Genomic DNA, 19,182 nt, shown 5'->3' with positions numbered 1-19,182 from the left:
GCGCCTCATGCAGAGCGAATTGCAGCGGTTCCTGCTGCAGTACGAGTTCGGACTGCGCGAGATCGAGACCAAGATCACGATCCTGCGGGACGAGTTCCAGCACCTCCACGATTACAACCCCATCGAGCACGTCTCGACGCGCATGAAGTCGGCCGACAGCATCATGGCGAAGGTCGCCCGGCGGGGTCTCACGCCGACGCTCGATGCGGTGCGGGAGCACATCACGGACATCGCGGGCGTGCGCATCACGTGCAGTTTCAACGGTGACGCGTATCGACTGTTCGACCTGCTGACCCAGCAGGACGACGTCACGGTCGTGCAGGTCAAGGATTACATCGCGAATCCGAAGCACAACGGGTACAAGAGCCTGCACGCGATCATCGAGGTGCCCGTCTACCTCTCGACGGGCCGGGTGGACGTGTGTGTCGAGGTGCAGTTCCGCACGGTCGCGATGGATTTCTGGGCGAGCCTCGAGCACAAGATCTACTACAAGTACGACCGCATCGTGCCCGACGAACTGCTCTCCGAACTCCGCGACGCGGCCGATACGGCCGCGGAGCTCGATGCGCGGATGGAGCGCCTGCATCGTCAGTTGCACGGCGCGCAGGAGCCGAGCGAGGAGTCGCCCGTCGGCTCCTGAGCGACCTCACGGGCGGGCACGACCGCCGCGACGTGGGTCAGTCGGCCCGCAGCGGCACGAAGACGTAGCGACCGGCATCGGCGCGCGTTCGCTCGTGCCCGTCGTGCACGTCGACGATCGTCATCACCTCGGCGACGGGCGCGACGAGTCGTCCGCCCTCCGCGAGCTGCGCGACGAGATCGTCGGGGCGCCTGGCGAAGTCCGCCGACACGAGGATCCGATCGAACGGCCCCTGTGCGGGAAGGCCGAGCACGCCGGGCACGGCCTCCTCGACCGTCGTTTCGATGCCCGCCTCGGCGAGACGACGGCGGGCCCAGTCGACGAGTTCGGGCACCCGTTCGACGCCGAGCACGACGCCGTCGGGCCCCGCGAGGCGCGTGAGGATCGCCGTCGTCCAGCCCGATCCGCTGCCGACGTCAAGGACGCGGTGACCCGGCCGCACGTCGAGCAGTTCGAGCATGCGCGCGACGGTCGAGGGCTGTGAGTTCGTCGCCTCCCACCCGATGGGGACGGGGAGGTCGGTGTCGGCGAGGTGGCGGACGTCGGCGGGCAGGAAGTGCGAGCGGGGTGTTCGACCCATCGCTTGACGCACGCGGGCCGCGACGACCGCTGGAACGACGATGACTCCCCTCATGTCGCGATGGTAGCCGCCCGCTCCTGGTTCCTCCTCAGCCCGTGGCGTGCGGAGGACTCCGGGCGTCACCGCCACCGTCGTGGATCGAGCGTACGTGTGACGGGCGTATCCTGCGGTCATGTCTTCGTCACGTATCTGCCCGCCGGGGCGTCAGGAGGTCGCCGACGGTCATTCCGTCGGCACGAGGTGAGCGTGCCCGCGTCGACGCTCGCCGTCGACGCCCGTCGACGTGCGCGTCCCGACGCACGCCATCACCACACCATCCGCCGGCATCGGTCCGGCACGACGAAGGACGATTTCATGCTGCCCATCACCGAGAAGACCCTCAGAGCCTCGTTCGTGAACGCGAGCCGACGGGAGTCGAACGATCTGCCACTGCCCGAGGGCTTCGACGCCACGCCGTGGGCCGACCTCGACTACCTCGGGTGGCACGACCCGAAGATCGCCCGTCGTGCATACGTCGTCGTACCGGGACTCGACGGCGAGGTCGTCGGCGTGCTGCTGACGTCGACGGATCGCGCGCCGCGCTCGCGCGCGCTGTGCTCGTGGTGCCGCGACGTCAGACTGCCCAACGGCGTCGTGACGTTCGGGGCCAAGCGTGCGGGCGCCGCGGGCCGCCGCGGCGACAGCGTCGCGACGCTCGTGTGCGAGGGCTTCGAGTGCTCCCTGAACGTCCGGAAGGACCCGCCGCTGCCCTACGAGGGCTTCGATGCGGCGGCCGCTCGCGCCGAGCGCATCGACGTCCTGCGCCTGCGGGTCGCGGGTTTCGCGGACGTCGTGCGCGAAGGCGCCTGACACCCTCGTCTCCGCGCGGCGCCCGCCGTGTGACGGGCGCCGCGTCGTGCTCCCGCAGGCGACGGCCGCTCGTCAGCCGAACTGCTGGCCCGCCGCGATGTCGGTGAAGCGTGAGAGGTGGCCCTGGAACGCCACCGTGAGCGTGTCGGTCGGACCGTTGCGGTGCTTGCCGATGATGATGTCGGCCTCGCCGCGACGGTCGCTGTCGCCCTCCTGCGACGTGTCGCGGTGCAGGAGGATGACCATGTCGGCGTCCTGCTCGAGCGAGCCCGACTCACGGAGGTCGGACACCGCCGGGCGCTTGTCGGCGCGCTGCTCGGAGTTTCGGTTGAGCTGCGAGAGTGCGATGACGGGAACCTCGAGTTCCTTCGCCAGGAGCTTGAGGGCCCGCGAGAACTCGGACACCTCCTGCTGACGACTCTCGACGCGCTTGCCCGAGGTCATGAGCTGCAGGTAGTCGATGATCACGAGCCGCAGGCCGTGCTTCTGTTTCAGTCGACGGCACTTCGCGCGGATCTCGACGAGCGTCATGTTCGGGCTGTCGTCGATGAACAGCGGCTTCTCGGAGATCTTGCCCTGCGTCCGGGCGATGCGCATGAGGTCGTCCTGGTCGAGCCCACCCGTGCGCATCTTCTTCAGGAGCACGCTCGCCTCGGCCGACATGAGGCGCATGGCGATCTCGGCGCGCCCCATCTCGAGCGAGAAGAAGATCGACGGCATGTCGTGGTGGATCGACGCGGAGCGCGCGATGTCGAGCGCGAAGGTCGACTTTCCCATACCGGGTCGCGCGGCGACGATGATGAGCTGGCCACCGTGCAGCCCGTTCGTGAGCCCGTCGAACTCGGCGAAGCCGGTCGGCACCCCGGTCAGTTCGCCGCTGCGGTTCTGTGCGGCGTCCATGTCGGCCTGTGCGGCCATGATGGCCTCGCTCAGCGGCACGAAGTCCTCGGCCTCGACCGCACCGGTGACACCGTAGATCTCGGCCTGTGCCATGTTGACGAGGTCGACGACCTCGCCCTCGGCCCCGTAGCCCATCTGCACGATGCGGGTGCCGGCCTCGACGAGCCTGCGCAACACCGCGCGCTCCGAGACGATGCCCGCGTAGTAGCCGGCGTTCGCCGCGGTCGGGACGATGCCGGCGAGCGTGTGGAGGTACTCCGCGCCACCCGCGCGCTGCAGTTCACCCGACTTCGTGAGGGCGTCCGTCACGGCGATGACGTCGGTCGGCTCGCCCGCCGCGTACTGGGTCGAGATCGCCTCGTAGATGATCTCGTGCTTCGGCACGTAGAAGTCGACTGAGCGCACCTGCTCGACGACGTCGGCGACGGCGTCCTTGGACAGGAGCATGCCCCCGAGCGTCGACTGCTCGGCGAGCAGGTCGTGCGGTGGCGTGCGCATGCCGTCGTGCGAATCGCGGACGTCCGTGCCCTGCGCGCTCCCGAGGTGCGTGATCGACATCTCCTGCAGCTCCATCCGGTTCATCGAGGGTGCGCGGTGAGGACGCACCGGTGGTCACTCCGATGGATACCGCGAACGACCGACATCCGGTCCGGCTGCTGGGGCGCCGGAAGCATGTCGATCGGCAGGCGTCCACCGTAGCGCCCGTTCGGACGACCCTGTGGATAACTTTGTGGAGAACCGCCGGGTGGGGTGTCGACTCTGTGTGGACAACTCGCGACCACATGTGGGCGAGTCCACTCGCACAGAACCATGAAAAGCCTTCTGATCTGGGAAAAGAAATACTCCCAGCCCACCGGGCCGGAAGTATTCAAGCAGGGCTTGAAGGTTTACGCGGCATCTCGATTGTGTATAACCGTGACGCCCGAACGTTCGTCACGAGACGTGTTCTCCACAGATTGTCCACAGCGCGAACGTCCCCACCCCGACCCTCGTGGATCGGGGCGGGGACGCTCGAACGGGTCGCCGCCGATCAGCGCTCGGCGATGATCTGCAGCTTCACCGTCGCGACGATGTCGTCGCGGAGGCGAACCGTCGCCTCGTGGTGCCCGGTCGCCTTGATGGGCGTCGGGAACTCGACCTTGCGGCCGTCGATCGTGCCGAGGCCCTGCTCGGCGACAGCCTCGGCGACCTGCGTGCCGCGGACCGAGCCGAACAGGCGGCCCTGTGCGCCGGACTTGACGTGCAGGCGCACGACGGCCGACTCGAGCTGCTGCTTGGCGGCCTGCGCCGCCTCGAGCGAAGCGTGCTCGCGCGCGGTGCGCGCGGCACGGATCTGCTCGACCTGCTTCTCGCTGCCACGGGTCCACGGCGTCGCGAAGCCCTGCGGAACGAGGTAGTTGCGGGCGAACCCGTCCTTGACCTCGACCACGTCGCCCGCCGAGCCGAGCCCGGAGACCTCATGGGTCAGGATGATCTTTGCCATCGTCAGTCCTCCTAGCGGCCCGAGCCGGCGTACGGGAGGAGCGCCATCTCGCGCGCGTTCTTCACGGCACGGGCGATGAGGCGCTGCTCCTGGACGGAGACACCGGTGATACGACGGGCGCGGATCTTGCCGCGCTCCGAGATGAACTTGCGGAGCGTGTTGACGTCCTTGTAATCGATGACGCCGACGCGAATGCTCTTCGCGGGCGCGGCGGGCTTCCCCTTACCGCGGGCGCCACCCTTGCGGCGGTCGCCGCTCGACTTTCCAGCCATGGGTTTCTTCTTTCGTGCTTGTCTGACGCGCGTCCGTTAGAACGGCGGCTCGTCGAAATCGTTGTTGGCGCCGGGCGTTGCCCAGCCGCCGCCCTGGTCGCCCAGGGACGAGCCGGAGGACGATCCACCCTGACCCCAGGGTTCGCTCGCCTGCGGACGCCCACCACCGGCGTTCCCGCCGCCGCCCCCGAAGGAGCGCTGGCCGCCGCCACCGCCACCGGATCCGCCGCTCGTGCGCGTCACCTGCGCGGTCGCGTAGCGGAGGCTCGGGCCGATCTCGTCGACGTCGAGCTCGATGGTGGTGCGCTTCTCGCCCTCCTTCGTCTCGAAGGAGCGCTGCTTGAGGCGACCCTGCACGATGACGCGGGACCCCTTCTGCAGGCTCGACGAGACGTGCTCGGCGAACTCACGCCAGACCGAGGCGCGGAGGAACAGCGCTTCGCCGTCCTTCCACTCGTTCGCCTGCCGGTCGAAGACGCGTGGGGTGGATGCGATGGTGAAGTTCGCCACCGCGAGTCCGTTGTGGGTGTAGCGAAGCTCCGGGTCAGCCGTGAGGTTGCCCACCACGGTGATGATCGTGTCGCCGGCCATGGCTTACTCGGCCGACGCCTGCGACTTGGCGGACGCGACGCGCGCGGCACCCGCGGCGGGCTTGCGCGCGGGCGCAGCCGACTCGGTGGTCTCGGGCTTCTCCGCCTGCTGGGGACGGGCGGCCTTGCGGGCGGCCTCGGCCTCGACGCGAGCGATGGCCTCTTCGGCACGGAGCACCTTGGTGCGCATGACGGCCTCGGAGAGCTTCAGCTGACGGTTGAGCTCGTTGGCGGAGTCGGCGGTCGACGTGAAGTTGACGACGGCGTAGATGCCTTCGGCCTTCTTGTTGATCTCGTACGCGAGACGGCGACGACCCCAGATGTTGGTGTTGTCGATGGTCCCACCGTCATTGCGGATGACGTTGAGGAACTTGTCGAGGCTGGGAGCCACGGTGCGCTCATCGATCTCGGGATCGAGGATCACCATCAACTCATACTGATGCACGATAAACCCACCTCCTTTGGTCTAGATCGGCCGCAGACGTTCTGCAGCAGGAGGGTTTCGCATCGTGTCGGCGCGGGAGCGCAGACAACCGCTTCAGCTTAGACGACAGGCGCGGGCCGGGCAAGTCGCCGTCGACGCGCCGGGGACGACGTGGGTTAGCCTGGCCCTCCGAACACCCTGGAGACCGAATGACCGACGACTCCCCCACCCCCGCAGGGCCGACACGGTCGCCGGGCGCTGATTCGACCGGCACGAGCCGGTCCGGCGGCGAGGGCGATACGGCCCGCCCGCGGTGGTTCCGATTCGTCGTCCTCCTCCCCGTCGTCGCGGTCGGCGTGGCCCTGCTCGGCCCGCTGCCCGCGATCCCCGCCGTCGCGCTCGCGCTCGTCGCGACCGGCTTCGGGGCGTTGCTCGGCCTCTCGACCCGCTTCGGCTGGAGTGCCCGAAGGACGACGATCGTCGTCTCGTGCGGTTCGCTCGCCGTCGTGGTCGTGTCCCTCGCCCTCGCTGCCCTACTCGGCGCGTGACCGGCACGTCCGCCCGACTCCCCACCCGACTCCACGCGCGTCGATGACGCGCTGCACGTAGAGTGGCCGCCAGCGCGATCGCAGACCAACCGGGAGGCCGCATGCTCGACGTTCACGTCCGCACGGTCGACCCCGCACCCGTCACGACGATCGTCGCGGGCATCGCGTCCCGCGACCACGGCAGACGCCGACGCGCGCGAGCCGGGACGGCCCTCTCGATCGTGGCCTTCGCCCTCGCCGCGCTGTGCCTCCTCCTCACCGTCCTGCCCGGAACCGTCCTCTACGCCGGCGCGGCCGGCCTCGGCTCCGCGCTCACCGGTCTCCTCGGACACGTCATCGTCCGTCACACGGGCGCTCGGGTCGCCCGCATCGGCGCGGGCGTCGGCGCCGCCGCACTCCTCGTCGGCACCGTCGTCCCCATCGCCTCGATCGCGCTCGACGGCGTCCCGTTCCCGGCATCCCTCTGACGAGCACCACACGTCACGCGTCCGCGAACGCGACGCCCGGATGACGCGCCTTCATCCGCGAACCGGATGTCACGGGCGCCGTCAGTGAATAGTCTTGACCGTACTCGCGCCGAGTCTTTCGTCGGCGTGCACGACGATTGGGGAGCACCAATGGCCGACGAGCCGAACAACACGGAGGGCACCTCGGGGCCGACCCCCGAGCAGGGCTACGACGGTGGACCCGTTCCACCGCTCGGAGGGAACACCGAGGGCACCACCCCGATCGGTGGTGACACGCCGCCCTCGCCGGGCGATACGCCGCCCGCATACGGTCAGTCGTCCACGCCGTACGAGGCGTCCTCGCCCTACGCGCCCACGAACGACTACAGCGGCTCGACCTCGCCGTACGACAGCGGCTCGACCGACTACAGCGGCTCGACCTCGCCGTACGACAGTGGCTCGACCGACTACAGCGGCTCAACCTCGTCCTACGACGGCTCCTCGTCCGACTACAACAGCCCGACGCCGTACACCGGGTCGGATTCGTACGGCATCCCGTCCGGAAGCGGTGACGCGTCGACCGATGCGTCCACGGCCACCTCCGAGGACGCCCTCTACGAGTCCAACGACCAGGTCACCAACCTGTCCGACCCCGCGCCCGCGCCGTCCGTTTCGTTCGGCAAGGACCCGCAGACGCCCGACGCGGAACCGGGTGCGCCGTCCGGCTACGGTTCGTCCACCGATCCCTACGGGTCGAACGAGGCGCCGTCGCCGTACGGCCAGGCCCCGCAGAGTGCCCCCGCCTACGGACAGCAGCCGGAGGCCCAGCAGCCCGTGAGCGGCCCGCAGTACGGAACCGCGCCCGCGTACGGTGGGACGCCGCCGTACGGCGGTGGTGGTGGGGTCAACCCCTACAACGGAGCCGGCTATCCCGCCGCGCAGAACAAGTTCAACGTCTTCGGGCTGATCTCGCTCATCGCGGGCGGGCTCGGCATCCTCCTCGGGCTCATCCCCTTCATCGGCGTGATCGCGGCATTCCTCGGTTTCGCGGGCCTCGTCCTCGGCATCCTCGGGCTCGTCCTGAAGAACTTCAACGCGAGGAAGGGCCTTGCCATCGCGGGGACGATCGTGAGCGTCATCGCCATCATCGTCGGGATCGCCAACCCGATCGTGTGGACGAACATCATCACGTCGAGCGCGCCGACATCGTCGACCGACTACTCGTCCACCTATTCCACCTACACCTCGGACTACGACACCGCCGACCGGCAGGTCCAGGTCGTCCTCACGGTCACCTCCGACGGGCCCGTCGACATCGACTACAACATCTCGAACGGCATGTACAGCGGCACGGATGCCGTCGACAAGTCCGAGGCACTCTTCGCCCAGTCGTCGCCATGGACGACGACGATGGATATGGGTATCCAGACCGAGTACGACGGCTCGTCGGTCAGCCTCCGGGCGAGCACGGACTCCTACGACGACAACGTGTCGTGCGAGGTCACCGTCGACGGCATCGTCGTCGTGCAGGACAGCTCCAAGGGATACGCATCGTGTTCGGTCTACGGACTGAACTCCTATCTGAACTGACGGACACGGCGCGGAACGACGTCGGGCGCCCGGGGATCCCCGGGCGCCCGACGTCGTTCCGCGCCGTGTTCAGTTCACCGCGTCGGCCGCCTGTTGTGCCTGTTCGAGTCCGGTCGGTACGTCGACCGTTCCGAGGAACACCTCGTCGAGGTGCGGCTTGAAGGCGTCGAGGACCGCACCGTAGTTCTGACCCGTCACGGCGGGGAGCGGGTCGGCGCCGTCGAGGACGGTGAAGAACGGCGAGACGTCGACACCGAGTCCCTGCCAGTAGGCGTCGTACTGGGCGCGAGCGTCCGTCACTGCGGGGACGGCAGCGCCCTCGGCGCCGATGTAGGCGTTCCCCTCCGCGGAGCCCAGCCACTGCAGGAGCTTCGTGACCGCGTCGGGGTTGGACGAGTTCGCGTTCGCGGCGGCGATGACGGCGGGCGAGGTCGTGACCTTGCCCTCGGGGCCCGAGGGGATCTCGACGACGCCCCAGTCGAACGCGGCGCCCTGCTGAACGTTCGCGAGGTTGTACGTACCCGACTCGAACAGCGCGATCTTGCCCTGCAGGAACTGGTCACGCGTGTAGTCACCGTCACCGTTGGTCGAAGATGCGGGCGGCGCCACCTTCGCCTGGTTGATGAGGTCGACGACGTAGGCGAGGGCCTCTTCGGTCTTGGGGTCGGTGAACGTCATCGCCCCGTCCTCGGTCTGGTAGGTGCCTCCGTTCGAACCGATGAAGTTGAGCAGGACGTTCTGTGTGTCCTGGGCCGCGTTGAACCCCCAGCTCGCGACCTGGTTCGCGTCGAAGGCGGGGTCGGTGGCGTTCCGCCCCTGCGCGTCGACCGTCAGCTGCTGGACGACGGGCTTGAACGTGTCGGCGGCCGCGTCGCTCGGGCTCCACACGAGGTCCTGCAGTTGCTCGGGCGTGACACCCGCCGCCGCGAGGAGATCGGCGTTGTAGTAGAGCGCCGACCCACCGTCGACGAGCTGGGGAACGCCCCACAGTTCGCCGTCGCGCGTGTACTGTTCGACCGCCGAGGCCGACCAGGCCGACGCCGCGTCGGCCCCGAGCGTCTCGCTGACGGGGCGCAGCAGTCCGTTGTCGGCGTAGTCCTGGTAGTACGAGCCGTTCAACCAGAAGACGTCGTCGCCGCCGCCGGCCGCGACGTCCTGGCGCAGGGTGGTGAAGTAGTCCGCCCACGGCACCACGTCGATCGTCACGGTGACGCCGGGGTTCGCGGCCTCGAACGCGTCGATGGATGCCTCGTAGGCGGTCGCGACCTGCTCGTCCCACAGCCGCAGGGTGATGTCACCCGATCCGTCTCCGCCTGCCCCACCGCCGCTCGCGCAGCCCGCGAGCGCCAACAGGGCCACGGTGCCGACGGCGAGCGATGCCGACTTCCTGGGTTTCATGTTCTCCTCCGCATCGGTGCGCGCGGCGATCGGGTCCGCCTCCGACGGCTCGCCCGTTCCGCGCGTGAATGCGCGCCATTGTTCCGCACGGCCACCGTCGTCGCCACGCGGCGCGACACGCGACGACTCGGTCGCTCGATCGGCGACGTCTCAGCGGAACCCGGAGATCGAGATCGATCGCACGATCTGGCGTTGGAAGATCACGAAGACGACGATGAGGGGGAGCATCGCGAGCGTCGTCGCCGCCATCACGAGCGTCGTGTTGTTCGTGTACTGCTCCTGCAGCGTGGCGGTCGCCGTCGTCAGGACGAACACCCGGTTCCCGCCGATCATGAGCGGCCACATGAAGTTGTTCCAGTGCGTGACGACCGTGATGAGCCCGAGCGTCACGAGGATCGGGCGGCTGAGCGGCACGATGAGGCTGAACAGCACGCGCAGGGTACCGCCCCCGTCGATGCGCATGGCGTCGACGAGCTCCTGCGGGATCTGCCGGAAGGATTCGCGCAGGAGGAAGACGGCATAGGGCGAGCCGAGCAGGTACGGGAGGGCGAGCCCGAGGAACGTGCCCCGCTGGCCCGTCTGCGCGAGCATGAGGAAGAGCGGGACGATCGTGACGACCTGGGGCACCATGAGCGTTCCGAGGAAGACCCAGAAGAGGACGTCGCGCCCGGGGAAGCGGAGGCGCGCGAACGCGAACGCGGCGAGCACCGAGAAGAAGAGCTGGCACACGGTCACGACGGCGACGAGGCCGACCGTGGTCCAGAACGCCTCGGCGAAGTCGACGCGACGCGAGAAGAGGTCGACGTAGTTGTCGAGGACGGGCGGGTTCGGCAGACCGAACGGCCCCTGCTGTCCGAACTGCGTCGTCGAGGTCAACGAGGTGAGGAAGCTCAGGAGGAACGGCGCGAGTGTGAGCGCGCAGGCGGACACGAGCACGACCGCCGTCGCGATGACGCCCAGGACGTGACGCGTGCGGGCGGTACCGACCGCCCGGCGAGCCCGATCACGTTCGGTCATAGGTCATCCGCTTCGAGAAGTAGGCGTTCTGTGCAAGGGTCACGACGAGCAGGACGACGAACAGGACGAGCGCCAACACCGCGGCACGCCCGATCTCGTTCGCCTCGACCGTCTGCGAGTAGATGCGTTGCGCGATCAGATCGGTCGTGCCCTTCGGGCCGCCGTCCGGGACGAGGGCATAGACCAGGTCGAAGGCCTGGAAGCTGGCGATGACGGACGTGACGAGGACGAAGAACGTCGTGGGGCGCAGGAGCGGCAGCTTGATGCTCCAGAAGATCCGCCACTCGCTCGCACCGTCGATGCGTGCAGCCTCGATCACCTGCGTCGGGATCGAGGCGAGCCCCGCCATGAAGAAGAGGGTCACGTAGCCGACCTGGCTCCACGCGCTCACGAACGCGACGACTGGGAGCGCGAGCCACGGATCGGTGAGCCACTCGATGCGCACGCCGATGAGCGCGTTGAGGGCACCGTCCGGGCGGAAGATCCAGCGCCACACGACACCGAGCACGAGCGGCGCACACACCCAGGGGAGGACGAGGACGGTGCGCACGAACGTCGAGCCCGGGAGGTTGCGGCTGAGGAGCGTGGCGAGGAGGACCCCGAGCGTCGTCTGCACGGGGATGACGAGGACCACGTAGATCGCCGTCACGAGGAACGAGCGCACGTACGCCGGGTCCGACACGACGGCGGTCCAGTTGTCGAGACCGGCGGGTCGGACGGGGCCCAGGAGGTCCCACGACCGGAACGTCAGCCAGACGAGCACGCCGATCGGCACGAGAAGGAACAGGACGACGCCGATGAGTGCCGGTGAAAGCAGGAGGTAGCCGGCGGCCGCCTCCCGGCGCGCCGCCCGGCGCTCAGTCGTCCGCACGGCGCGTCCGCTGCGACTCCACGGGTGTCTCCCCGCGCTCGCGCCACCATTCGAGCAATCGCTGCTCGGCCGCGTCCTCGCCGACCCGTCCCTCGTCGAGTCGGAGATCGAGGAGGAACCGGTAGGCCTCGCCGACCGTTCGGCCCGGCCCGATGCCGAGGATCGCCATGATCCGGTCGCCGTCGAGCTCGGGTCGCACGGCGTCGAGCTCCTCCTGCTCGCGCAGCGTGGCGATGCGCGCCTCGAGGTCGTCGATCGCGAATGCGAGCCGGTCGCTCTTGCGCTGGTTCCGCGTCGTGATGTCGGCGCGGATGAGGATGACGAGTCGATCGAGCTGGTCCCCCGCGTCACGGGCGAACCGGCGCACGGCGGCGTCCGTCCATCCCGCGCCCTCGTAATTGAAGAGGCGCATGTGGAGTTCGACGAGCCGCGCGGTCTCCGCGATCGTGTCGTTGTCGAAGCGCAGCGCCCGGAGTCGTTTGCGCGCGAGCTTCGCGCCCACGACGTCGTGGCCGTGGAACGTCACCTGTCCGCGCGGCCCGAATCGGCGCGTCTTCGGCTTGCCGATGTCGTGCAGTAGTGCGGCGAGCCGGAGAACGACATCGGGTGAGTCGTCGGGGCGCCGCACGCGCTCGAGGTCGATCGCCTGCTCGAGGACGGTGATCGAGTGCTCGTACACGTCCTTGTGTCGGTGGGCGTCGTCGCGTTCGAGCTGCAGGGCGGGCAGCTCGGGCAGCGTCCGTTCCGCGAGCCCCGTTTCGACGAACAGCTCGATGCCCGCCCGCGGCGTGTCCGTGCTGATGAGCTTCACGAGTTCGTCGCGGATGCGCTCGGCGGAGATGTCGTCGATGCGGGGCGCCATGGCGGTGACCGCGTCGAACGCCGCACCGTCGAGGTGGAATCCGAGCTGCGATGTGAACCGGACGGCCCGCAACATGCGCAGCGGGTCGTCACCGAACGAGACCTCGGGTTCGATGGGCGTGCGCAGTTGTCCCGCGAGCAGATCCTCCAGGCCCCCGGTCGGGTCGACGAGTCGGAGTTCGGGTAGCGCGAGGGCGATCGCGTTCACCGTGAAATCGCGCCGCAGCAGATCGCCCTCGATCGTGTCGCCGAACGCGACGACGGGCTTCCGCGAGACGCCGTCGTACTGGTCGGCCCGGTAGGTCGTGATCTCGACCTGCTCCCCGCCGATCCGGGCACCGATCGTGCCGAACTCGCGCCCGATGTCCCAGTGCGCATCGGCGATGGGGGCGATGATCTCGAGGATCCGCTCGGGCCGCGCGTCGGTCGTGAAGTCGAGATCCGTGACGGCGCGGTCGAGGAACGCGTCCCGCACCGGTCCGCCGACGAGTGCGAGCTCGTGTCCGGCGTCGTGGAACGCCGCCGCGAGCGCCGACACGGGGTGCGACGCCGCGAGCGCGCGAAGACGGTCGAGAGCCGACTGCACCTGCTGCATCCGTCCAGTGTAGGAGCGCGCCGCGACGGCGATGTCGCTCGTCGTCACGAGAGGCCCCACTGCCGCCCGCAGCCCGTGCCCGCGCTTCGGCGTGCCGACGCGCGCGACCGGTGCCCGTACGATGGGCGGCATGGACCAGGCCGCTCGACGCAGTGCGTCGCGGTTCCTCCGTGTGATCGCACGGCACCTGGTCCCGGCCGCGGTGCTGGCGTCGGTCGCGTTCGGGGGGCTCGCAGCGCCGGCTGCCGCCGACCCGGCGGCGCAGTCGACCCCGGCCCCCTCGGACGCGGCACTCGCGAGCCCGGCGAGCCCGGCCACGACGGGCTTCACCGAGCAGGCGAGCGACGGTGCGGTCACCGTCTTCCTGGCGCCGGGCTCCGGCGGGACCCTCGCACCGGGCCAGGACCTGGACCTCGAACTCGTCGTGGTGAATCGGACGGGCGACGCGAGCCCGGCGGGGACCGCCGTCTTCTCGCTCGCGACCGGCACGATCGACTCGAGGGCCGCACTCGATGCGTGGATGTCGCAGCCCGCGACCGGGGCCGACGACGATCTGGGGACGCAGCTCGCGAGCGCGGACGTGCCGGAGGTCGCCGCGGGAACATCCACCACCGTGTACGTCACCGTCCCAGCCGGATCGTTGCCGCTCGGTGCGGACGCGGAGTTCGGACCTCGCGGCGTCGCGGCGCGGTACCTGCACTCGGGTTCGGAGCAGGGGCAGGCCCGCGCGTCGATCGTGTACGCGGCGACCCCCGACGCCCTTCCCACCCCCCTCTCGATCATCGTGCCGATCGTCCCACCCGAGTCGACCGCGGCCGTCCTGTCGGAGGAGACCCTGGAGGCGCTCACCGCGCCGACCGGTCGCCTCACCCGACTGCTCGACGCGGTGGACGGAACCGCGGCCGTGCTCGCGATCGACCCGCGCATCGTGTTCTCCATCCGTGCGCTCGGCGATGCCGCACCGCCCTCCGCCGAGCGCTGGCTCGAACGTCTGACCGAACTCCCGAACGACTCGTTCGCACTGCCCTACGCCGATGCCGACGAGGGACTCATGATGCAGGCGGGGGCGACCACCCCGCCCGCCCTCTCGGACATCGGGTTCGCGCTCGATCCGTCGCGCACGACGCCGACCGCGTCGCCCACCTCGACGGCGAGCACGACCGCGACCGACGAGACGCCCTCGACCACCCCGAGCGGCGGAGGTGACGGGGAGTCCGGCTCGCCCGACCCGTCCGCGACCGCGGGCGACGACGACGAGACGCCCGACTACGAGGAGCTCGCGGCATTCCCGTACACGATCGAGAACGTCGCGTGGCCGGCGGCGGCGACGCTCGCCCCCGGGCAGGCGAGCGTCCTCGCCGACTGGGGTGCGAAGCACCTCGTTCTCGATGCGTCGAACATCGAGCTGTACGCCGATGCCAACGCGACGCCGCCCGCCGCCACGCTCGTCGACGGCTGGTCCGCACTCGTCGCCGACACGCGCCTCTCCTCGGCCGTCGCGGACGCCGCCGCGTCCGACACCGACGCCGAATGGAATGCGGCGACGTCCCTCGCGTCCTCGATCCTCGCGGTCGTCGCGCGCGAGCTGCCCTACGAGCCCCGCCACCTGCTGGCCACCGTCGGCCGCTCGGCACTCGACGATCCCGGCCGGCTCGGCGCACTCCTTCGGACCCTCGACGGCAACGCGTGGTCGGATCTGGAGACCGCCTCGTTCCCGTCGACCGAGGAGGCCGACGGCACGCTCACCGCGACGCTCGTCGGTGGGGGCCACGATCAGGCCGCGGTGGATCGCACCGCCGCGCTGTTCGCGTCCGAGCAGCGGGCGATCGGGTACAGCAGCATCTTCGACGATCCCGAGCGCTTCACGGGCGAACTACGGGGAACCCTCCTGTCGACGCTCTCGACGGGGTACGTGACACGCGCCGAGCCGTGGGCATCGGCGTGCACGCTGTTCACGGACCTCGTGGACGCCACGGAGGCGAGCGTCCACGTCGCCGACACGAGCGACATCCAGCTCGTCGGACGACAGACCGATCTGCCGATCTTCGTCACGAACGACACCGAGGAACGGGTGACCGTCCAGGTCGATCTGCGTCCCGTCACGGGTCGGATCGAGGCCGGCGAACCGGTCACGCTCGTGATCGAGCCGAACTCGATGGCCCGCGCGCAGGTGCCCGTCACCGCGATCACGAACGGCGCCACCTCGGCCGATGTGGTCCTGCTCACCCCCGAGGGAACCGAGCTCACGGGTCCCGCCGCCACATTGAACATCAACGTGCAGGCCGAGTGGGAGGCCGTCGGCATGATCGTGTTCAGTGTGGGACTCGTGTTGCTTTTCGTTGCCGGAGTGGTCAGAACGGTGCGAAAGCGGCGCCGTGAGAGAGTAGGGGCTTCGACCGGCCCCGACGAGGTCGGCACGACCGAGGAGTAGGTATGGCCGGAGGTGGGATCGGCCGCGCGAGTGCACTGCTCGCGTCGGGCACGATGGTGTCCCGCGTCCTCGGTTTCGTGAAGGCGATCATCCTCGCCAACACGATCGGTATCGTCGGCTCGGCCTCGGCGGACGCGTTCCAGAACGCGATGCAATTGCCGAGCAACATCTACTCGATCATCGCCGGCGGCATGCTCAGCGCCGTCCTCATCCCGCAGGTCGTGCGCGCCGCGCGGCACGAGGACGGTGGACAGAGCTACATCAACCGGCTCGTGACGCTCGCGATCGTCGTCCTCGGTGGCCTCACGGTCGTCGCCACACTCGCGGTGCCGCTCATCTCGATGATCTACGGGGCATCGCTCGACCCGGCGAACCTCGCCCTCGTCGTCGCCTTCGGCTTCTGGTGCATGCCCCAGGTCTTCTTCTACGGCCTGTACGCGGTGCTCGGCGAGATCCTGAACGCGCGCGGCATGTTCGGTCCCTTCACGTGGGCGCCCGTCATCAACAACGTCGTGTCGATCGTCGGACTGTTCGCGTTCAGTGCGATCTTCGGTGCCGACCCCTCCGGCACGCGCCCGGTCGAGGCGTGGACACCCGACATGGTCGCGTTCCTCGGCGGGACGACGACGCTCGGTGTCGCGATCCAGGCGATGGTGCTGTTCCTCTTCTGGCGCCGCGTCGGCCTGCGGTACCGGCCGGACTTCCACTTCCGCGGCACGGGGCTCGGTCGAGCGGGCAAGCTCGCGAGCTGGACGTTCGGGATGCTGCTCATCACGCAGTCGGCGGGCATCGTCGAGACGATCGTGCTCAACATCGCGTTCGGGCAGGCGGCGAGCGTCGCGGCCTTCTCGAACGCGTTCCTCATCTTCGCGCTCCCGCACGCCGTCGTCGCGGTCTCGATCGCGACGGCGTACTTCACGCGCATGAGCGAGGCGGCGAGCGAGAGTCGCATGGCCGACTACGTGCGCGACTTCAGCGGCGGCGCACGCCTCATCGGCCTGTTCATCGTGTTCGCGGCGCTCGGGATCGCCGTCATATCGCCCGCGTTCGCGCGCATCTTCGAGTCGACACAGACGGGCGTCGACTCGCTCGCGATCGTGCTGTGCTGTTTCCTGCTCGGGCTCGTGCCGTTCTGCGGCCTGTTCCTCGTCCAGCGGGCCTTCTACGCCCTCGAGGACACGCGCAGCCAGTTCTGGGTCTTCCTCAGCACGCTGCCGGTGCACGTGTTCCTCATGGCGATGGCGTCGACGCTGCCCGTGGAGTTCATCGCCGCGGGGCTCGCGCTCGCACAGACGGTCATGTCGGCCGTGCGTCTCTCGATCCTGTTCACGCTGCTCCGGCGACGCGTGGGCGGCGTCGACGCGGCGCGGATCGTTCGCTCGTACACGGTCTACGGCGTCGCGGCGGTCGCCGCCGCCCTCGTCGGTGTCGGGCTCATGTGGCTCCTCGGTGCGTACGATCACGAGGGCTTCGCCCGCTCGGGCCTCGTGAACGCGCTCGTCGCGTGTGCCGTCGGCGGCACCGTCATGGCGATCGTCTACGTCGTCGTCCTCGCGGTCATGCGTTCGAGCGATCTGCGCGACGCGCTCGCCCCGGTGCTCCGACGGTTCGGGAAGGGCCGGGCGGCGTCCGTCGAGGAGATCGAGCCGGAGCCGGCGGAGATCGACTGGTCCGCGGGCCCGGCGACGGAGCTCATCCAGGTCGAGGACCTGCCGCAGGCGCCCGAACCACCGACGGACCCCGTGGGCGTCCCGTCGCGTCCGACGCCCGAGGAGCTCGAGGTCGCCGCGCAGCGTGCGGCCCGGGTGAGCGAGCGCGAGGAGCACGCGTACGCCGGGGCGTGGAGCATGCAGGGCGCGACGGGCGACCTCACGACGGCCGGCATCATCCTGCCCATGCACGCGACGTCGACGACCGGCCCGCGCACGCGACGCGAGCGTCGTGAACTCGAGGCGAGGGCCGCCGCGGCCCTGCAGGCGCGCCGGATCGCCGCCGAGCGCGCCCGGGCCGCCGCCGAGCGGGCGGGGCGGCCGCCGCACGAGACGGATGGCCCCGGCGGGCCCGTGGGCGCACCCTGGCCGGGTGCCGCAGGCGATGCGCAGGCGGTCCCGGACGCGCACGCGGAGCACCGCACGCCGAGCGCGTCGGACGGTGCACGACAGCTGCCGGAGCGCTGGCGGAACGCTCCGCCCGCCGATCCGACGTCGGCGCAGCGGTTGCAGCGCACGCCCACCGAACGTCCCGCCCGGCGGACTCCACCGAGCGGCACTGCCCCGCAACCCGAGCGCCGGGCTCGTGAGACGCCCGACTCCTCGGCCCACCCGCCGACACAGCGCTTCGCGGCCGCGCCTCCGGCGGCCGCGGAGGGACGTGCGGCCCACCCCACGAACGGCTCCGAGCGCAGGACCGAGCCACCCGCCACCCCGCGCCCGCAGGACCGCACGCCGCCGCGTCGGACGCCGCCGCCCACGGTCGACCCTGACGACGGCGAGAGCGGACAGGACCTGCTCGCGAGCTGGTTCGGCGACGACGACTGACCCCGGGCGCAGACGGGAATAGCCGTTACGCTGGGCGCGTTTCCCTCCTCGTACGCGCTCATCCCGGAGGTTCCATGCGCAACGTCGTCATCGTCGGTTCCGGCCCAGCCGGTTACACGGCAGCCATCTACGCGGCCCGCGCCGGTCTCAAACCCGTCGTCATCACGTCGAGCGTGGAGATCGGTGGCGAGCTCATGAACACGACGGACGTCGAGAACTTCCCCGGTTTCCCCGACGGCGTCATGGGCCCCGACCTCATGGAGAAGCTCCAGGCGCAGGCCGAGCGCTTCGGCGCGGAGCTCGTGAACGACGACGTCACCGAGTTGCACCTCGACGGCCCGGTCAAGCGCGTCGTCACGAGCTACTCGGGCGAGTTCGAGGCCCTCACGGTCATCCTCGCGACCGGGTCGGCGTACCGTCGCCTCGGCCTCGAGTCGGAGGACCGGCTCGCCGGTCGCGGCGTCTCGTGGTGTGCGACGTGCGACGGTGCGTTCTTCAAGGAGCAGCACATCGCGGTCGTCGGCGGCGGTGACTCCGCGATGGAGGAGGCGACCTTCCTCACGCGCTTCGCCGATCGGGTCACGATCATCCACCGCTCCGAGAACCTGCGCGCCTCGAACATCATGATCGAGCGCGCCCGCGCGAACCCGAAGATCGATTGGCGGCTCAACGCGACGGTCGAGGAGGTGCTCGGTGACCCGAACGTGACGGGGATCCGGCTGCGCGACACCGTCACGGGTGAGGAGTCGACGCTCGACGTGACGGGGCTGTTCGTCGCGATCGGCAACGATCCGCGCACCGACCTCGTCCAGGGCAAGGTCGATCTGACGGCCGAGGGCACGATCGCGGTCGAGGGGCGCAGTTCGCGCACGAGCGTGCCGGGCGTCTTCGCGTGCGGTGACGTCGTCGATCCCCACTACCGCCAGGCGATCACGGCTGCCGGCTCCGGCTGCGTCGCAGCCCTCGACGCCGAGCACCACCTCACGGGGCTCCCGACCGAGTTGCTCGCGCAGGACGCCTGGACCGACGAGGACGCGGACCTCGTCACGTCCGCGGTCGAGTCCGACGGCACCGCCACGGACGCCACATTCACGTTCACCCCCGTCGCGCTCGGCGACCAGCGCGACTGAACCACCACCGGAAGGAATGC

18 protein-coding genes are annotated in these 19,182 nt (G+C 69.7%); 8 read left to right on the top strand and 10 right to left on the bottom strand.

Features of this window, described 5'->3' with window-relative positions; translation table 11 throughout:
- Positions 1–7 precede the first annotated feature (7 nt).
- Positions 8–640, top strand: a complete 633-nt coding sequence (locus tag HNR16_RS15660) for a GTP pyrophosphokinase (protein ID WP_158042016.1) — start codon at positions 8–10, stop codon at positions 638–640.
- 37 nt (positions 641–677) lie between these two features.
- Here HNR16_RS15660 and HNR16_RS15655 read toward each other — a convergent pair whose 3' ends face one another.
- Complete coding sequence (locus HNR16_RS15655) at positions 678–1,274, bottom strand: protein-L-isoaspartate O-methyltransferase family protein (RefSeq protein ID WP_158042005.1); 597 nt, start codon at positions 1,272–1,274, stop codon at positions 678–680.
- Between the two features lie 300 nt (positions 1,275–1,574).
- Between HNR16_RS15655 and HNR16_RS15650 the strand changes: the two genes are divergently transcribed.
- Complete coding sequence (locus HNR16_RS15650; protein WP_158042006.1) at positions 1,575–2,069, top strand: FBP domain-containing protein; 495 nt, start codon at positions 1,575–1,577, stop codon at positions 2,067–2,069.
- Positions 2,070–2,141: 72 nt separating this feature from the next.
- Here HNR16_RS15650 and dnaB read toward each other — a convergent pair whose 3' ends face one another.
- The 5 genes from dnaB to rpsF all read right to left on the bottom strand — a co-directional run bounded on the left by dnaB (position 2,142) and on the right by rpsF (position 5,762).
- Positions 2,142–3,527 carry a replicative DNA helicase gene (gene dnaB / locus HNR16_RS15645; RefSeq protein ID WP_158042017.1) on the bottom strand — a complete coding sequence of 462 codons (1,386 nt, stop codon included), beginning with the start codon at positions 3,525–3,527 and terminating at the stop codon, positions 2,142–2,144.
- A gap of 472 nt (positions 3,528–3,999) precedes the next feature.
- A complete protein-coding gene (gene rplI, locus HNR16_RS15640; protein ID WP_158042007.1) occupies positions 4,000–4,452 on the bottom strand; it encodes a 50S ribosomal protein L9 in 453 nt (150 codons plus the stop codon).
- 11 nt (positions 4,453–4,463) lie between these two features.
- Entirely contained in the window at positions 4,464–4,724 is a 261-nt protein-coding gene (rpsR, locus tag HNR16_RS15635) for a 30S ribosomal protein S18 (protein ID WP_158042008.1), read from the bottom strand.
- A gap of 36 nt (positions 4,725–4,760) precedes the next feature.
- Positions 4,761–5,315, bottom strand: coding sequence for a single-stranded DNA-binding protein (locus tag HNR16_RS15630; protein WP_158042009.1), 555 nt, complete (start codon positions 5,313–5,315; stop codon positions 4,761–4,763).
- A 3-nt stretch (positions 5,316–5,318) separates the two neighbouring features.
- A complete protein-coding gene (rpsF, locus tag HNR16_RS15625) occupies positions 5,319–5,762 on the bottom strand; it encodes a 30S ribosomal protein S6 (protein ID WP_158042010.1) in 444 nt (147 codons plus the stop codon).
- Between the two features lie 185 nt (positions 5,763–5,947).
- On the opposite strand from rpsF, the gene HNR16_RS15620 reads away from it, so the two are divergent.
- The 3 genes from HNR16_RS15620 (at position 5,948) to HNR16_RS15610 (ending at position 8,322) form a co-directional block, all read left to right on the top strand.
- Entirely contained in the window at positions 5,948–6,286 is a 339-nt protein-coding gene (locus tag HNR16_RS15620; protein ID WP_158042011.1) for a hypothetical protein, read from the top strand.
- A 101-nt stretch (positions 6,287–6,387) separates the two neighbouring features.
- Positions 6,388–6,753, top strand: a complete 366-nt coding sequence (locus tag HNR16_RS15615; RefSeq protein WP_158042012.1) for a hypothetical protein — start codon at positions 6,388–6,390, stop codon at positions 6,751–6,753.
- 150 nt (positions 6,754–6,903) lie between these two features.
- On the top strand, positions 6,904–8,322 hold the full coding sequence (locus tag HNR16_RS15610) for a hypothetical protein (protein WP_158042013.1): 1,419 nt from the start codon (positions 6,904–6,906) through the stop codon (positions 8,320–8,322).
- Between the two features lie 69 nt (positions 8,323–8,391).
- On the opposite strand, the gene HNR16_RS15605 is transcribed toward HNR16_RS15610, so the two are convergent.
- From HNR16_RS15605 to HNR16_RS15590, 4 genes are all read right to left on the bottom strand, one after another.
- Positions 8,392–9,720 (bottom strand): ABC transporter substrate-binding protein, encoded by a 1,329-nt coding sequence (locus HNR16_RS15605; RefSeq protein ID WP_158041201.1) that lies wholly within the window; start codon positions 9,718–9,720, stop codon positions 8,392–8,394.
- A 150-nt stretch (positions 9,721–9,870) separates the two neighbouring features.
- Positions 9,871–10,737 (bottom strand): carbohydrate ABC transporter permease, encoded by an 867-nt coding sequence (locus tag HNR16_RS15600; protein ID WP_158041199.1) that lies wholly within the window; start codon positions 10,735–10,737, stop codon positions 9,871–9,873.
- Complete coding sequence (locus tag HNR16_RS15595; protein WP_158041198.1) at positions 10,724–11,608, bottom strand: carbohydrate ABC transporter permease; 885 nt, start codon at positions 11,606–11,608, stop codon at positions 10,724–10,726. The genes HNR16_RS15600 and HNR16_RS15595 overlap by 14 nt, the downstream gene beginning before the upstream one ends.
- Complete coding sequence (locus HNR16_RS15590; protein ID WP_158041215.1) at positions 11,595–13,064, bottom strand: CCA tRNA nucleotidyltransferase; 1,470 nt, start codon at positions 13,062–13,064, stop codon at positions 11,595–11,597. Before HNR16_RS15590 ends, HNR16_RS15595 begins: the two co-directional genes overlap by 14 nt.
- A 130-nt stretch (positions 13,065–13,194) precedes the next feature.
- On the opposite strand from HNR16_RS15590, the gene HNR16_RS15585 reads away from it, so the two are divergent.
- From HNR16_RS15585 to trxB, 3 genes are all read left to right on the top strand, one after another.
- Positions 13,195–15,495, top strand: a complete 2,301-nt coding sequence (locus HNR16_RS15585) for a DUF6049 family protein (RefSeq protein WP_158041196.1) — start codon at positions 13,195–13,197, stop codon at positions 15,493–15,495.
- Positions 15,496–15,497: 2 nt separating this feature from the next.
- Complete coding sequence (gene murJ / locus HNR16_RS17910; RefSeq protein WP_218868466.1) at positions 15,498–18,032, top strand: murein biosynthesis integral membrane protein MurJ; 2,535 nt, start codon at positions 15,498–15,500, stop codon at positions 18,030–18,032.
- 74 nt (positions 18,033–18,106) lie between these two features.
- Positions 18,107–19,162: a thioredoxin-disulfide reductase gene (gene trxB / locus HNR16_RS15575; protein ID WP_158041194.1), complete on the top strand. Its 1,056-nt coding sequence runs from the start codon at positions 18,107–18,109 to the stop codon at positions 19,160–19,162.
- Positions 19,163–19,182 lie beyond the last annotated feature (20 nt).

Origin of the sequence: Pseudoclavibacter chungangensis (assembly GCF_013410545.1) — a bacterium.
GTDB classification, from domain to species: Bacteria; Actinomycetota; Actinomycetes; order Actinomycetales; family Microbacteriaceae; genus Pseudoclavibacter; species Pseudoclavibacter chungangensis.
Note: the sequence above shows the minus strand (reverse complement) of the source record. Positions and strands in the feature narration are given on the sequence as shown.

Excerpts from the sequence above, each read along its gene's own strand:
- rpsR (WP_158042008.1), bottom strand. The coding sequence starts at position 4,724 with ATGGCTGGAAAGTCGAGCGGCGACCGCCGCAAGGGTGGCGCCCGCGGT.
- HNR16_RS15605 (WP_158041201.1), bottom strand. The coding sequence starts at position 9,720 with ATGAAACCCAGGAAGTCGGCATCGCTCGCCGTCGGCACCGTGGCCCTG.
- trxB (WP_158041194.1), top strand. The coding sequence starts at position 18,107 with ATGCGCAACGTCGTCATCGTCGGTTCCGGCCCAGCCGGTTACACGGCA.
- HNR16_RS15615 (WP_158042012.1), top strand. The coding sequence starts at position 6,388 with ATGCTCGACGTTCACGTCCGCACGGTCGACCCCGCACCCGTCACGACG.
- HNR16_RS15655 (WP_158042005.1), bottom strand. The coding sequence starts at position 1,274 with ATGAGGGGAGTCATCGTCGTTCCAGCGGTCGTCGCGGCCCGCGTGCGT.
- HNR16_RS15650 (WP_158042006.1), top strand. The coding sequence starts at position 1,575 with ATGCTGCCCATCACCGAGAAGACCCTCAGAGCCTCGTTCGTGAACGCG.
- HNR16_RS15660 (WP_158042016.1), top strand. The coding sequence starts at position 8 with ATGCAGAGCGAATTGCAGCGGTTCCTGCTGCAGTACGAGTTCGGACTG.
- murJ (WP_218868466.1), top strand. The coding sequence starts at position 15,498 with ATGGCCGGAGGTGGGATCGGCCGCGCGAGTGCACTGCTCGCGTCGGGC.
- HNR16_RS15590 (WP_158041215.1), bottom strand. The coding sequence starts at position 13,064 with ATGCAGCAGGTGCAGTCGGCTCTCGACCGTCTTCGCGCGCTCGCGGCG.
- rplI (WP_158042007.1), bottom strand. The coding sequence starts at position 4,452 with ATGGCAAAGATCATCCTGACCCATGAGGTCTCCGGGCTCGGCTCGGCG.
- HNR16_RS15630 (WP_158042009.1), bottom strand. The coding sequence starts at position 5,315 with ATGGCCGGCGACACGATCATCACCGTGGTGGGCAACCTCACGGCTGAC.
- HNR16_RS15585 (WP_158041196.1), top strand. The coding sequence starts at position 13,195 with ATGGACCAGGCCGCTCGACGCAGTGCGTCGCGGTTCCTCCGTGTGATC.
- dnaB (WP_158042017.1), bottom strand. The coding sequence starts at position 3,527 with ATGTCGATCACGCACCTCGGGAGCGCGCAGGGCACGGACGTCCGCGAT.
- HNR16_RS15610 (WP_158042013.1), top strand. The coding sequence starts at position 6,904 with ATGGCCGACGAGCCGAACAACACGGAGGGCACCTCGGGGCCGACCCCC.
- HNR16_RS15600 (WP_158041199.1), bottom strand. The coding sequence starts at position 10,737 with ATGACCGAACGTGATCGGGCTCGCCGGGCGGTCGGTACCGCCCGCACG.
- HNR16_RS15620 (WP_158042011.1), top strand. The coding sequence starts at position 5,948 with ATGACCGACGACTCCCCCACCCCCGCAGGGCCGACACGGTCGCCGGGC.